We start from the raw sequence: 15,300 nt of genomic DNA, 5'->3' as shown, positions 1-15,300 counted from the left end.
ATTCTGCCTAGGCAAATCCGATTGGGCAAGTACAAATTTCTAACCGCGTTTGGCTCGATAAATTCTGAAACCCTGCCCTTCAGCCTTGATTGCACACACGCCAAGGTGCTCTTCGATCAGCGGTTGATACTTCAGGAAACTGTTCGCCACCAAGCGCAGTTCGCCACCATTTTTCAGATGTTTGGCTGCTTTTCGCAGCAAGTTCTCGGTAGCGAAGTAGTCGGTATGGACGCCGACATGGAACGGTGGATTGCTCAGGATTGCACTCAAACCCATCGGCGCAGCGTCGATGCCGTCTCCGGTAATCACGTCTGCCTCCAGACCGTTGGCAGCCAACGTAAGGCGACTGCTGGCGGCGGCGAAGGCATCCACGTCGAGCAACGTGACCTGGTTGTGCGGATAACGACGTTTCACCGCCGCGCCCAACACGCCGGCACCACAACCGAAGTCCAGCAAATGGCCGCTCGGCAGTTTGTCCAGATGCTCCAGCAGCAGCGCGCTACCGCGATCCAGTCGACCGTGGCTGAACACGCCCGGCAGGCTGATGACTTTCAGCGGACCTTCGGCCAGCGGCAATTCATACTCCTGGGCCAGGCTTTCCAGTGGCTTGGCTTCTGGCGCAGTGGCCACGGTGACCTGCCAGAGCTGGCAGTGACGTGCGCTGTCGAGTTTGCGCGGTTTGCCGAGCGGGTTCAGTTGCTTGGCCGCGCCTTCGATGCCGCTGCGTTTTTCACCCACCAGATACAACTCGCGACCGGCGAGGCGCGAGGCGAGGGCGTTGAGGATGTAGTCGGTCAGGTCCTTGGATTTGGGCAGGAACACCACGGCAGTGTCGAACCCGCGCTCGGGGGCGTTCACACCGAAATGGCTGCGCTCGGCGAAACGGGCGTCGAGCGCTGCTTGATCGCCGGCATGCCAGCACCAGCCATGAGCGTCGGGCAGACGGCCCAGCAGGTCATCGGCGGGCAAACCGGCCAGCAGCACCGAACCCTGGAATAACTCGGCCTGTCGAAGCAGTACTTCACTGCGCGGATCCATACTCTGCTCCTTGAAAAAAAGTGCGGCAGTTTATCAACTGACGACCCGCAGCGCTTTACCGCTGAAATATCCCTGAGCGTTTTCGGTCAATTGGCCAACGATCCGCTGCCGCGCCTCGCGGCTGCCCCAGGCGTTGTGCGGGGTGACGATCAGTCGTGGAATGTCAGCAGCCAACAGCGGATTGCCGGCCGTCGGTGGTTCAACGCTCAGCACGTCGGTGGCGGCGCCGCCCAGATGGCCGTTGCGTAAGGCATCGGCCAGCGCCTGTTCGTCGATCAGGCCGCCGCGCGCAGTGTTGACCACGAACGCACCGGGTTTCATCGAGGCCAGCTCACGGGCACCGATGAAGTGCCGGGTGTGTTCGTTGAGCGGGCAGTGCAGGGTGAGGGCGTCGATCTGCGGCAGCAGTTCGTCCAGTGGCAAGCGGTCTGGCCGGGCAGGGCGCCCCGGAATCTGACCGAGCAGCACGCGCATGCCGAAGGCTTCGGCCAGCCGCGCCACCGCGCCGCCCAATTCACCATGGCCAAGCAGGCCGAGGGTTTTGCCTTCCAGTTCGACGATCGGGTAGTCCAGCAGGCAGAACTGTTTCGCTTGTTGCCAACGGCCTTCACCGACGGCTTTCTGATAGTCGGCCAGGCGTGTCGCCAGATTGAGCAGCAGCATGATCGTGTGTTGAGCCACCGATGGCGTACCGTAGCCCCGGCAATTGCAGACGGTAATCCCGTGGGCGCGGGCGGCGGCAAGGTCGACGTTGTTGGTGCCGGTGGCGGTGATCAGGATCAGCTTCAAATCGGGACTGGCCGCGATCGCCTCGGCATCAATCAGGATTTTGTTGCTGATGGCGACGGTGGCGCCCTTGAGACGTTCGATCACCTGGTCTGGCGTGGTCTGTGCGAACAGTTGCAGATCATCGAAGCAATCGCGCAATGGACTGAGGTCAAGATCGCCAAGGTCCAGGGAGGGGTGGTCGAGAAAAACGGCGCGGCGAGAGTTCGTCATCAACTGTACCTTTTGTGCAATGAACTGAAGGCGTAATCTGCCGAGCCTACCAGATGAAACAAATCGTTACGCATCATCAAGCCGAATGCCGAACCTGTGGGAGCGAGCCTGCTCGCGAAGAAGGCGTGTCAGTCGATATTGATGTGGCCTGGCACACCGCCTTCGCGAGCAGGCTCGCTCACAGGCGGGGCGATAAACCGATGAATTTCACTTTGACTGATCTGCCTCTGAGGAGCCCCCATGTACTGGACAGAGTTCTTGACCGTTGCCCTCATTCACCTGCTGGCCGTGGCCAGCCCCGGCCCGGACTTTGCCGTGGTGGTGCGTGAGAGCGTGACCCACGGTCGTCGCGCCGGTACCTGGACGGCGTTGGGCGTCGGTACGGCGATTTTCCTGCACGTCGGTTATTCGCTGCTCGGCATCGGCCTGATCGTGTCCCAGTCGATCGTGCTGTTCAATGCCCTGAAGTGGGCCGCCGCCGCTTATCTGCTGTACATCGGCTTCAAGGCCTTGCGTGCGCAGCCGGCCAAACCGGTCACGGACAATCTGCACAAGGAGGCGGGTGAGCGCACGGCTCGCGGCGCTTTCACCTCGGGTTTCGTGACCAACGGTCTGAACCCGAAAGCCACGCTGTTCTTCCTGTCGTTGTTCACGGTTGTGATCAACCCGCACACGCCGCTGTCGGTACAAGCCGGTTACGGGATTTATCTGGCGGCAGCAACGGCGGTCTGGTTCTGTCTGGTGGCAATGCTGTTCAGCCAGCAGCGCGTGCGCGCCGGCTTCGCGCGCATGGGGCACTGGTTCGACCGGACCATGGGCGCCGTGCTGATCGCCATCGGCGTGAAACTCGCCTTTACCGAGATGCATTGATCGCACACAGGACCCGGTAGGAGCTGCCGAAGGTTTGAGCCGCGTTCGGACGATCTTTTGACTCTGGGCTGTAGCGAAATCGCCAAAGATCAAAAGATCGCAGCCTGCGGCAGCTCCTACGAATGCTGGCGCAACGCTAGCATTTGCTAGGCTCTGCAAATCATTCCTTTGGCTGATTTGGCTGGCGTTGAAGGGCACTAGAGTGCTTACTTTCAGCCACGACCGTGCAGTCAGAAAAGGGATTCTTATGTTGCAGACTCGCGTTATTCCCCCAGCCGAAGGCGCTTACCAGTATCCGCTGCTGATCAAACGGCTGCTGATGTCCGGCGCGCGTTACGAGAAAACCCGCGAGATCATTTACCGCGATCAGTTGCGCTACAGCTATCCGACCCTGATCGAGCGGGTCGCTCGACTGGCCAACGTGCTGACGGCGGCCGGGGTCAAACCTGGCGACACCGTGGCGGTGATGGACTGGGACAGCCATCGTTATCTGGAATGCATGTTTGCCATCCCGATGATCGGTGCGGTGATCCACACCATCAACGTGCGCCTGTCGCCGGAACAGATCCTCTACACCATGAACCATGCCGAGGACCGCTTCGTGCTGGTCAACAGCGAGTTTGTGGGGCTTTACAACGCAATAGCCGGGCACCTGACCACGGTCGAGAAAACCCTGCTGCTCACCGACCTGCCGGAAAAAACCGCTGACTTGCCGAACCTTGTCGGCGAGTACGAGCAGTTGCTGGCCGCCGCGAGCACCCGGTACGACTTCCAGGACTTCGACGAAAACTCGGTCGCGACCACGTTCTACACCACCGGCACCACCGGCAATCCCAAAGGCGTGTACTTCACCCATCGGCAGTTGGTGCTGCACACCATGGGCGTGTCGACCATCATGGGCGCCATCGACAGTGTGCGGCTGCTGGGCACCAACGACGTGTACATGCCGATCACCCCGATGTTCCATGTGCACGCCTGGGGCCTGCCGTATGTGGCGACCATGCTCGGGCTCAAGCAGGTCTACCCCGGTCGCTACGACCCGGAATACTTGGTGGAGCTGTGGCGCAAGGAGAAAGTCACCTTTTCCCACTGCGTACCGACCATTCTGCAAATGGTCCTCAATTCCAAGGCTGCGCAAAACACCGATTTCGGCGGCTGGAAAATCGTGATCGGTGGCAGTGCGCTGAACCGTGCGTTGTACGAAGCCGCCAAAGCCAAGGGCATTCAACTGACCGCCGCTTATGGCATGTCGGAAACCGGGCCACTGGTGTCGTGCGCGCACCTCAACGACGAGCTGATGGCCGGCACCGAAGACGAACGCACCACGTACCGGATCAAGGCCGGTGTGCCGGGGCCATTGGTGGAGGCGGCGATCGTCGACACCGACGGCAACTTCTTGCCTGCCGATGGCGAGACCCAAGGTGAACTGGTGCTGCGTGCGCCGTGGCTCACCGAAGGCTATTTCAATGAACCGCAGAAGGGCGCGGAGCTCTGGGCCGGGGGCTGGCTGCACACCGGTGACGTTGCGACGCTGGACAGCATGGGCGTGATCGACATTCGCGACCGGATCAAGGATGTGATCAAGACCGGTGGCGAGTGGATCTCCTCCCTGGACCTGGAAGACCTGATCAGCCGCCATGTAGCGGTACGCGAAGTAGCAGTGGTGGGCATTGCCGATCCGCAGTGGGGCGAGCGGCCGTTTGCCCTGCTGGTGATCCGCGAGGGCCATGTAATCGGGGCCAAGGAACTCAAGGAACACCTCAAGCCGTTTGTGGAGCTGGGGCACCTGAGCAAGTGGGCTATCCCGAGCCAGATTGCCCTTGTTACTGAAATTCCCAAGACCAGTGTCGGCAAACTCGACAAGAAGCGGATTCGCGTCGACATCACCGAATGGCAAGCCAACAACAGCACCTTCCTCTCGACGCTTTAAGCGTCTTCTGGCGTGCCCGAAAAGGCACGCCAGCCCCACCAAGCAAGCGCTTGGCTTGTGAAATCCGAAATTTCAGCCATCCTTGCCGTGCCGACAGGTGTCGGACTGGCGAAAGGACTGTTCCAGAGTGGCCGGCAGCTGCAAATCACACTTTAGAGGGATCAAGCAGTACTACCTGCTGGCTATAGTCCGCTCAAGGATTTTTAAGAACGGGGCAAACGCACAAAACGGGGCGATGCAACTTTGGAGTGACTTCGGGACGCCCTGGCTCCCGGTCAACCACAGCGTTTTTAAAAGTACTCACTGCCATAACAATAATGCACATGGAGTAGCGTCGATGACATCAGTAAACCAGTTCTGGCGCCGGGCAAAACTGCCCCTGGCTGTCAGTCTCGCCTCTACGCTCGCCGGGCCCGCATTCGGCGTCAGTTTCAACGTTGGTGAAATCGAAGGCAGCTTCGATTCGTCCCTTTCCGTTGGTGCCAGTTGGTCTACTGCCAAACCCAACAGCGACCTGATCGGGGTCAACAACGGCGGCAAGGGGTTGTCGCAAACCTCTGACGACGGACACTTGAACTTCAAGCGCGGGGAAACGTTTTCGAAGATCTTCAAGGGTATCCATGACCTGGAACTGAAGTACGGCGATACCGGTGTCTTTGTACGTGGCAAATACTGGTATGACTTTGAACTCAAGGACGAAAGCCGTCTGTTCAAGGACATCAGTGATGAAAACCGCAAGGAGGGCGCCAAGTCCGCCGGCGGGCAGATTCTCGATGCGTTCGTCTACCACAACTATGCGATTGCCGATCAGCCGGGTTCCGTGCGTCTGGGCAAGCAGGTCGTGAGCTGGGGTGAAAGCACCTTTATCGGTGGCGGTATCAACTCGATCAACCCGATCGACGTGTCGGCGTTTCGCCGTCCAGGTGCCGAGGTCAAGGAAGGTCTGATCCCGGTCAACATGTTCTATGTGTCCCAGACACTGACCGACAATCTGTCGGCCGAGGCGTTCTATCAGCTGGAGTGGGACCAGACGGTTACCGATAACTGCGGCACTTTCTTCTCGCAGCCGGACATCATTGCCGATGGTTGCGACAACAATCTGCGCGTTCTCAACAAACGTTCGACCATTAACCCCGCGGCAATTCCTACTTTGACTGCGCTAGGGGTCAACGCTAACGAAGAAGGGGTTCTGGTTAAGCGCGGTCCAGACCGTGATGCTCGTGACAGTGGTCAGTTTGGTGTGGCCATGCACTATAACTTCGAGCCGCTGGACACCGAATTCGGCGCGTACTTCATGAACTACCATAGCCGCGCACCCATTTTCAGTGCTCAAGGTGCAAACCAGTTCTACTACAACGTCCCGTTGGGACCTTTGGCCAGCGCGCGACCGTTGGTTGTGGCGGGTAACTCCAACTACTTTGTCGAGTATCCGGAAGATATTCGCCTGTATGGCTTGAGCTTCTCTACCACCCTGCCTACCGGCACGGCATGGAGCGGTGAGTTGAGCTACCGGCCAAATGCACCGGTTCAACTGAACTCCACCGATATTCTTTTTGCCGGTGTTACACCCATTCCAGGTTTTGGCAACGCATCTGTCTTGAAGGGCACTCCAGGCCAGGATCTGCATGGCTATCGTCGTAAGGAAATCACTCAGTTCCAGACAACCTTCACCCACTTCCTGGATCAGGTCATGGGCGCGAGTCGTCTGACTCTGGTTGGTGAGATTGGTGTTACATACGTTGGCGGTCTGGAAAGTAGATCTAAAGCCCGTTATGGCCGTGATCCTGTCTTCGGCCCAGGTGAATTGCCTAATGGTTTTTGCACCACGCTCAACAGCAGCACCATTGCCGGTGCCGGTGCCGGAGCAGATGCCAGCAATCGCACCTCCAACTGCGACAACGACGGTTTTACCACCTCCACTTCCTGGGGCTATCGCGGTCGCGCCATCTGGGAATACCCGGATGTCTTCGCCGGTGTAAACCTCAAGCCCAACGTAGCCTGGTCCCATGACGTGAGCGGTTACTCGCCTGGCCCTGGCGGCAACTTCGAAGAAGGTCGCAAGGCGGTGAGCCTGGGTCTCGATGCCGAGTACCAGAACACCTACACCGCGAGCCTGGCCTACACCAACTTCTTTGGTGGCGACTACACCACCACGGATGATCGGGACTTCGTAGCCTTGAGCCTTGGCGTGAACTTCTAAGCACACTGCATTTTCAGGACGAACACACATATGAAAACAACAAAGAGTCTGTTCCACGCCGGTGTTCTGGGCCTTTCGCTGCTGGCGACCAGCGTGATGGCGGCGGTCCCTGCGGCCGAAGCGGACAAGCTGGGCAAGAGCCTGACCCCGATGGGCGCCGAGATGGCGGGTAATGCCGACGGTTCGATTCCAGCCTGGAAGCCAATGCCGAAAAACGCTGGCGCTGTCGACAGCAAAGGTTTCCTGTCTGACCCGTTCGCCAGTGAAAAACCGCTGTTCACCATCACTGCGCAGAACGTCGACCAGTACAAGGAAAAACTCGCCCCGGGCCAGTACGCGATGTTCAAGCGCTACCCGGAAACCTTCAAGATGCCGGTCTATCCGTCCCATCGCGGCGCGACCGTGCCGGATGACGTGTTTGCCTCCATCAAGAAAAACGCCACCAACACCAACCTGGTGTCCGGCGGCAACGGTCTGGAAAACTTCGAAACCGCCGTGCCGTTTCCGATTCCGAAAACCGGCGTCGAAGTCATCTGGAACCACATCACCCGCTATCGCGGCGGCAGCGTGACCCGTCTGGTAACGCAGGCCACGCCGCAACCGAACGGCTCGTTCAGCCTGGTGTACTTCCAGGACCAGTTCGTGTTCCGCGACAAGATGAAGGACTACGATCCGGCGAACCCGGGCAACATCCTGTTCTACTTCAAGCAGAAAGTGACCGCGCCGGCACGTCTGGCCGGTGGTGTGCTGCTGGTGCACGAAACCCTCGATCAGGTTAAGGAACCGCGTTCGGCGTGGGTCTACAACGCCGGTCAGCGTCGTGTGCGTCGTGCGCCTCAAGTGTCCTATGACGGGCCGGGTACCGCTGCCGATGGTCTGCGTACCTCCGACAACCTGGACATGTACAACGGTGCGCCGGATCGTTACGACTGGAAGCTCGAAGGCAAGAAAGAGATCTACATCGCCTCCGACAGCTACAAGCTCGACTCGCCTCAGCTGAAGTACGCCGACATCATCAAGGCCGGTCACATCAACCAGGACCTGGCTCGTTACGAGTTGCGTCGTGTCTGGCATGTGGTGGCTACCTTGAAGGAAGGTCAGCGTCACATTTACGCCAAGCGTGACTTCTACATCGACGAAGACACCTGGCAGGCTGCGGTAATCGATCACTACGACGGTCGTGGTCAACTCTGGCGTGTGGCGGAAGCTCACTCCCAGAACTACTACAACGTTCAGGTGCCGTGGTACACCCTGGAAACCTTGTACGACCTGCAATCGGGCCGTTACCTGGCGCTGGGCATGAAGAACGAAGAAAAATCCGCGTATGACTTCGGCTTCACCGCAACCACCAGTGACTTTACTCCGGCAGCATTGCGTCAGGATGGTGTTCGCTAACCTGTACTGAACAGAGGCCGCATCCTCGAAAAACGCCCCGACTGGTTCGGGGCGTTTTTTTGCGTTGGAAAAGATCGTAGCCTCGTTTCACTCGACAGCTCCTACAGATGAGTTCGATCCGTCATATAGGAGCTGTCGAGTGAAACGAGGCTGCGATCCTTTGTTCGTAGTCTTTTTGTAGCCATTTGTAGCATTAACCTTCATTCCCTCTTCGTTTACCGCTAGTCTGCGGACATCTGCAACGCCGCCAACAGCAATTCAAACAAGAGCCGGCCATGACTGATCTGTCCCCACTCCCGGGCCCCGCAAGCGCCGCCGTCGCGACAATGGACGGGCGTTTTTTTCGGCCACCGCTGCCTGATGGCCATGTGCTGCGACCTCGTCTGTGCGAGCGCCTGAGTGCGGGTCTCGGTGGCAGGCTGCTGCTGGTCAGCGCCCCGGCGGGGTTTGGCAAAAGTTCGTTGGCGGTGGAGTTCTGTCAGGGACTGCCGGCGCACTGGCAAAGCCTTTGGCTGGGGTTGAGTCCGCGAGACAGCGATCCAGGGCGTTTTCTCGAACGGTTGCTCGAAGGCCTTCAGGACTATTTCCCGCAACTGGGCCGTCAGTCTCTGGGGTTGCTGAAAATGCGTCAGCGGCATCAGCCGTTTGCCTTCGAAGAGTGGCTGGACGGTTTGCTCGATGAGTTGGCCGTGCACTTGTTGCCGACGTCGCCACTGCTGCTCGTACTCGATGACTACCATCTTGCCCAAGGCCCGGTTCTCGACCGCTGCCTGCAATTTTTCCTCAATCATCTTCCCGATGGCTTGTTGGTGATGGTCACCAGTCGACAGCGTCCGGACTGGCATCTGGCCCGTCTGCGGCTGTCGCGGCAACTGCTCGAGTTACATGAGCAGGACTTGCGCCTGACCCACGATGAAGCCTTGACCCTGCTCGATCGGCACAGCAGTTCCTTGCGTGGCGAAGCGCTGGAAAACCTGATCCAGCGTAGCGAAGGTTGGGTCGCCGGCCTGCGTTTCTGGCTGTTGGCCGCCTCCGAAGCGGGCACTGATGGCGTGTTACCCCAGTCGTTGCACGGTGGGGAAGGGCTGATTCGCGACTACCTGCTTGAAGAGGTCATCGATTGTCTGCCCGCCGAAGTGCAGTCATTCCTGTACGACACGGCGCCCCAGGAACGCTTTTGCAGCGAGCTGTGCGATGCCGTTCGCGAAGCCCATGACAGTGCCGAGATCCTGCGTTTTCTGCTGGCTCACCAGGTGTTCCTGGTGCCGCTGGACGAACATGGCCACTGGTATCGCTATCACCATCTGTTTTCCGATCTGTTGCGCACCCGGCCTGCCTCTCAGGCGATGGTGCCGGCAGCCAGCCTGCATTTGCGTGCCTGTCGCTGGTTCAATGCCCAGGGGCTGCTCGATGAGGCGGTGGAACAGGCGTTGCGCGCCGGGCACTTGGACGTCGCGGCGAACCTGGTGCAGAACCTCTCCGAGGAGCAACTGCTGGCCGAACAGAACGTCGGCATGTTGTTGCGCTGGAAAATGGACTTGCCCGACAGCCTGCTGATCAGCACACCACGGCTGATTGTGCTGTACAGCTGGGCGTTGGGGCTGGCCTGTCAGCTGGACGCTGCCGAGGAACTGGCCAGTCATTTGAGCCGCTTCCTGCCAGCGCCGTCGGCCACGGCGCAGAAGTCCATGCTTGCGCAATGGCTGGCCTTGAGCGGAATCATCGCCCGTGGGCGCGGCAATCGCGAGCTGACGTTGCTCTATTGCACCGAAGCGCTGGAGAGCCTGCCAGCCAAGCGTTACGGCCAGCGCCTGATGTGCCTCTCAACCCTGTCCAATCTGGCCATTGCCGACGGCGACTTGTGGCGCGCCCGCGGCTTGAACCGTGACTCTCTGGAATTGGCGCAACGGGTCGGCAATCCATTGTTTGAAGCGCTGGCCCATTACGACCGCGCTCGGGTATTGCAAGCGCGGGGGGAAATCCTTCGCTCGCTGGATGAAGTCCGTCAGGGGTTGCAACGCCTGCAAGGCTTATCACCGCAACGGCTTTATGCGGTGCGCGCGCGACTGACCTTGTACGAGGGATTTTTACTGGCCCTGCGCCTGCAACCACAGACCGCTCGCGCACGCTTGCAGGCGGGTTTGACTGAAGCGCGCGCCTGTCGCGACATCAGCGTTTTGATCGGTCATTGTGTGATCGCCAGGCTTGAAGGCAGCAGCGGTGAATTTGCCAAAGCCTTTGCCGAACTCGCCGAAGCCGAACGGCTGATGCACATCTGGGACGTGCCGCCGATCTACTATCTGGCGATGATCACCCTGGTGAAATGCGAGCTGTGGCTGGCTCAGGGGCGTACCGATCTGGCGGAAGCCTGGCTGGCGCGATTGGGTCAGACCTACAACGGCGAGCACGCGGCAGCGCCTCCGGAGTTCCATCCGCAACTGCCGCTGCATATCGAGTTGCAGCAGGCCCTGCTGGAGGTCATTCAGGGGCAACCGATGCTGGCCGAGGGGCGATTGAATGCGTTGCTTGAGCATGGTCAGCAAACGGGTCGCCAGTTGCTCAGCGTGATGGCTCTGACTCAGAAAGCCGAACTCCTTCTCGCCTGCAATCGTGAACCCGAGGCCCGGCAAGCCTTCGCCCAGTCACTGGAGGCGGCCAGCGGTGGCGTGCTGCAGCCTTTCGACGGCTTGTTGCGAAAGTATCCTGACTGGCTGCGTGAGCAGCTCCAGCACTGTGCGAGAGCGACGATTTCGCAGAGTCTTTCAGAACGACTGCCCGCCGTCGCTGCGCGCATTGCCCTGGAACCCTCGCCAGCGTGCGAGCAGCTCAGCTCTCGTGAACTGGCCGTTCTGAAACTCATTGCCCAAGGTTGCTCGAACCAGGAAATCAGCGATCAGCTATTCATTTCCCTGCACACGGTTAAAACCCATGCCAGTCACATCAACAGCAAACTTGGGGTTGAGCGGCGCACACAAGCGGTGGCGCGGGCGAAGGAGTTAGGGGTGTTGGGATAGCTGCAGTTCGAGTGTACCCACCGAAGTAAAACGCCCCGAACCAGTCGGGGCGTTTTTTATTGCGTTGTTGTCACGCTACCAGCTCATTGGAGCTGAAGCTGTTGACGCCCACCAACTGGATTTCGAAGTCCGCGCCCAGGTCACCATTGACGTTGCCATACAGCACATGGTCGACGAAACGCAACTGTCCTGCCGCCGTGAAGTCGTTCGAGTCGATGAAACTGAACTTGTTGATCCCGGCACTCAAGAGATTGGCATCGAATTTCGAGAGGTCGATTTTATCGCCGTCCAGGGTGCTGAAGTCGGTGATGATGTCGCTAAAGCCGCCTATACCCAGTTCGTACAGTGCGTTGAACACAAACAGATCAGCGCCCGCGCCACCGGTCAATGTGTCGGTACCCAGTCCGCCGATCAGTGTGTCATTACCGGCACCGCCGTCCAGCAGGTCGTTCCCGGCACCGCCATTGAGCGAGTTGTTGCCATCGTTACCGGTCAATACGTTGTTGAGGGTGTTGCCGGTGCCGCTGAGGTGGTCGCTGCCGGTGAGGGTCAGGTTTTCCAGGTTGGCGCCGAGGGTGTAGCTGAGCGAAGTGACCACGGTGTCGATTTCAGTCAGCAGGGTGCTGGTCTCGCTGACGACGTCCTTGAGGTTGTCGACGAAGTAGGTGTCATTGCCGGTGCCGCCGATCATCGTGTCAGCACCGAGGCCGCCGTCGAGCACGTTATTGCCGGTGTTGCCGATCAGCAGGTTGGCCAGGGCGTTGCCGGTGGCGTTGAGGTTGACCGTGCCGGTGAGGGTCAGGTTCTCGAGGTTGCTGCCCAGGGTGTAGTCGATCGACGCCATGACCGTATCGATTTCGCTCAGTGCCGTGCCGCTTTCGATCACGCTATCGCCGATATTGTCGACGAAGTAGGTGTCGTTACCGGCGCCGCCGTTCATGGCGTCAGCACCGGCCATGCCATTGAGAACGTTGGCGGCGGCGTTGCCGATCAGGCTGTTGTCGCGCTCGTTGCCGATCACGTTGAAGGCACCGAGGCCGGTGACGCTGACGTTTTCGACGTTGACCAGGTTGCTCTGGCTCAGGTCGACCGTGCTGTTCAGCGCAGTCGCGGTGTAGGTGATGTTCAGCAGGTCGAGACCTTTGTTGGCGTCTTCCTGCAACAACGCCAATTCGGCCGCCTGATCGAGGACATAGGTGTCATTGCCACCACCGCCGATCAGGGTGTCGATGCCGAGGCCGCCGTTGAGCAGGTTGTTGCCGTCGTTGCCGGTCAGCACGTTATTCAGGGCGTTGCCGGTGGCGCTGAGGTGGTCGCTGCCGGTGAGGGTCAGGTTTTCCAGGTTGGCACCGAGGGTGTAGCTCAGAGAAGTGACCACGGTGTCGATTTCAGTCAGCAGGGTGCTGGTCTCGCTGACGACGTCCTTGAGGTTGTCGACCAGGTAGGTGTCGTTGCCGGTGCCGCCGATCATCGTGTCGGCGCCGAGGCCGCCGTCGAGGATGTTGTTGCCGGTGTTGCCGATCAGCACATTGTTGAGGGCGTTGCCGGTGCCGTTGAGGTGGGCGCTGCCGGTGAGGGTCAGGTTTTCGAGGTTGCTGCCCAGGGTGTAGTCGATCGAGGCCTGGACGGTGTCGATTTCGCTGATCAGGGCACTGGTTTCCGTGACCACGTCATTGACGTGATCCACCACGTACACATCGTTGCCGGTGCCGCCGATCAGAATGTCCGCGCCCGTGCCGCCATTGAGGACGTTGGCGGCGGCGTTGCCGGTGAGGGTGTTATTCAGTTCGTTGCCGGTGAGATTGAGCGCTGCAATGCCATTCAGACGAGCATCCTCGAGGTTGGCGCCGAGGGTGTAGCTGATAGATGTATTGACCAGATCGTGGCCTTCGTCGGCCAGTTCGATGACCTTGTCGGTGAGGTTGTCGACGATATAAACATCATCACCGCTGCCGCCACTGAGGGTGTCGGCGCCCAGACCGCCGTCCAGCAGGTCATTGCCGGCCCCGCCTTGCAGGGCGTTGTTGTAGGCGTTGCCGATCAGGCTGTTGTCGCGCTCGTTGCCGATCACGTTGAAGGCACCGAGGCCGGTGAGGGTGACGTTTTCGACGTTGGCCAGGTTGCTCTGGCTCAGGTCGATCATGCTGTTCAGCGTCGTGGCGGTGTAGGTGATGTTCAACAGGTCGAGACCCTTGTCGGCCTCTTCTTGCAGCAGGGCCAGTTCCGCAGCCTGATCGAGGACATAGGTGTCATTGCCGCCACCGCCGATCAGGGTGTCGATGCCGAGGCCGCCGTTGAGCAGGTTGTTGCCGTCGTTGCCGGTCAGTACGTTGTTGAGGGCGTTGCCGGTGCCGCTGAGGTGGTCGCTGCCGGTGAGGGTCAGGTTTTCCAGGTTGGCACCGAGGGTGTAGCTCAGAGAAGTGACCACGGTGTCGATTTCAGTCAGCAGGGTGCTGGTTTCGCTGACGACGTCCTTGAGATTGTCGACGAGGTAGGTGTCATTGCCGGTGCCGCCGATCATCGTGTCGGCGCCGAGGCCGCCGTCGAGGATGTTGTTGCCGGTGTTGCCGATCAGCACATTGTTCAGGGCGTTGCCGGTACCGTTGAGGTGGGCCGTGCCGGTGAGGGTCAGGTTCTCGAGGTTGCTGCCCAGGGTGAAATCGCTCGACGCCATGACCGTGTCGATCTCGGTCAGTGCCGTGCTACTTTCGATCACGGCATCACCAACGTTATCCACAATATAAGTGTCGTTTCCGGCGCCACCGTCCATGGTGTCAATACCGCCCATGCCGTTGAGCACGTTGTTCAGCGCATTGCCGATCAGCACATCGTCAAAGGCCGAGCCTGTGGCGTTTTCGATTTTGGCGCCATAGGCAATCGCCAGTCCGTCATTGATGAGCGTCTGATTGGCCCCATCGATGAATGCCTTGCCGATCTGGCTGAACGCACCCTCATTGAGGTTCAGGCTAACGGCTGCCAATTGGTTGCTGCCATCGATCGTATCGTTGCCGCCCGCATCCCAGATGGTCTGGAACACCGATTGATCTGCTGCCCAGCGATAAACGTTGTCACCGGTTTGCCAAAGCATGTTGGCGCCGTAAAGTTTCTGGATGGCAAGAATATCCAGCAGCATCGGCGTAGTCGGTTGGTAGGAATACGCATTGTGGTAACTCATGACCGTGAAATGCGAATCGTCGAGCACGGGATTGAGTACCGTGCTGTTGGATTGGCTTGCCTCGAATGGATGCTTGAGACCCAGGGCATGACCGATTTCATGCACAAACGTCATGAAGTCATAAGTGCCTTTGACGGGCGTCGGGTTATTCGTCGTCGGCCCGATCCATATATCCCCGCCCACCGGTGATCTGTCGGGGAAGTAGCCCCAGGCAGCGGTTGTGTCGTCCATTCCCGCATAGCCGCCGAATCGCAAGTCGCCAGCGCTGACGGCGCTTTCACTGACCTGAGTGAACTTTATATTGGCAACGGCGCTCCACGTGCCCAGCGCAGTTTTCACGGCGTCCTGTTGGGCAAAGGTCAGGGCATAACTGTTCAAATACTCATTTTCGGAGCTGTAGTTGAACGCGAAGAACGACCGGCCGGGACTGGCGAAGCTATAGGTCAGGCTGGAATTCAGCCAATACGATCCGTAGATCAGACTGTCGATCTGTTGGTTACCAGTCAAAGAAGCAGAGAGTGTTGAAACGTAACCAAGAGGAGTCGACATCTGAATATCCTGAGAGGGCTGCGGCCGTCCTATATGTGGCCGCTACAAGGAGGCGATTTTGCATCAGAAATAGCGCCAATTGATATCATATGGCCATTATTTTTATGCCGTTGGCGTCAAATAACCGGCG

The 15,300-nt window shown here is 59.2% G+C and carries 8 protein-coding genes; 5 read left to right on the top strand and 3 right to left on the bottom strand.

Features of this window, described 5'->3' with window-relative positions; all coding sequences use genetic code 11:
• Nucleotides 1–39: 39 nt before the first annotated feature.
• Nucleotides 40–1,038, bottom strand: coding sequence for a methyltransferase (locus ACYZUD_RS17995; RefSeq protein WP_462019505.1), 999 nt, complete (start codon nucleotides 1,036–1,038; stop codon nucleotides 40–42).
• A 33-nt stretch (nucleotides 1,039–1,071) separates the two neighbouring features.
• Entirely contained in the window at nucleotides 1,072–2,037 is a 966-nt protein-coding gene (locus ACYZUD_RS17990) for a 2-hydroxyacid dehydrogenase (RefSeq protein ID WP_462019504.1), read from the bottom strand.
• Between the two features lie 240 nt (nucleotides 2,038–2,277).
• On the opposite strand from ACYZUD_RS17990, the gene ACYZUD_RS17985 reads away from it, so the two are divergent.
• From ACYZUD_RS17985 to ACYZUD_RS17965, 5 genes are all read left to right on the top strand, one after another.
• Nucleotides 2,278–2,907, top strand: coding sequence for a LysE family translocator (locus ACYZUD_RS17985; protein ID WP_462019503.1), 630 nt, complete (start codon nucleotides 2,278–2,280; stop codon nucleotides 2,905–2,907).
• Nucleotides 2,908–3,154: 247 nt separating this feature from the next.
• Nucleotides 3,155–4,837 (top strand): fatty acid--CoA ligase, encoded by a 1,683-nt coding sequence (locus tag ACYZUD_RS17980; protein ID WP_462019502.1) that lies wholly within the window; start codon nucleotides 3,155–3,157, stop codon nucleotides 4,835–4,837.
• Nucleotides 4,838–5,174: 337 nt separating this feature from the next.
• Nucleotides 5,175–7,037 (top strand): DUF1302 domain-containing protein, encoded by a 1,863-nt coding sequence (locus tag ACYZUD_RS17975; RefSeq protein WP_462019501.1) that lies wholly within the window; start codon nucleotides 5,175–5,177, stop codon nucleotides 7,035–7,037.
• A 30-nt stretch (nucleotides 7,038–7,067) separates the two neighbouring features.
• Nucleotides 7,068–8,432: a DUF1329 domain-containing protein gene (locus ACYZUD_RS17970; RefSeq protein ID WP_462019500.1), complete on the top strand. Its 1,365-nt coding sequence runs from the start codon at nucleotides 7,068–7,070 to the stop codon at nucleotides 8,430–8,432.
• A gap of 275 nt (nucleotides 8,433–8,707) precedes the next feature.
• The gene (locus tag ACYZUD_RS17965) at nucleotides 8,708–11,446 is read left to right on the top strand and encodes a LuxR C-terminal-related transcriptional regulator (RefSeq protein ID WP_462019499.1); all 2,739 of its coding nucleotides are present in this window, start codon (nucleotides 8,708–8,710) and stop codon (nucleotides 11,444–11,446) included.
• Between the two features lie 70 nt (nucleotides 11,447–11,516).
• Here ACYZUD_RS17965 and ACYZUD_RS17960 read toward each other — a convergent pair whose 3' ends face one another.
• A complete protein-coding gene (locus tag ACYZUD_RS17960) occupies nucleotides 11,517–15,170 on the bottom strand; it encodes a M10 family metallopeptidase C-terminal domain-containing protein (protein WP_462019498.1) in 3,654 nt (1,217 codons plus the stop codon).
• Nucleotides 15,171–15,300 lie beyond the last annotated feature (130 nt).

The organism is Pseudomonas sp. XS1P51 (genome assembly GCF_054897845.1).
This window is presented reverse-complemented; position numbering and strand designations above follow the sequence as displayed.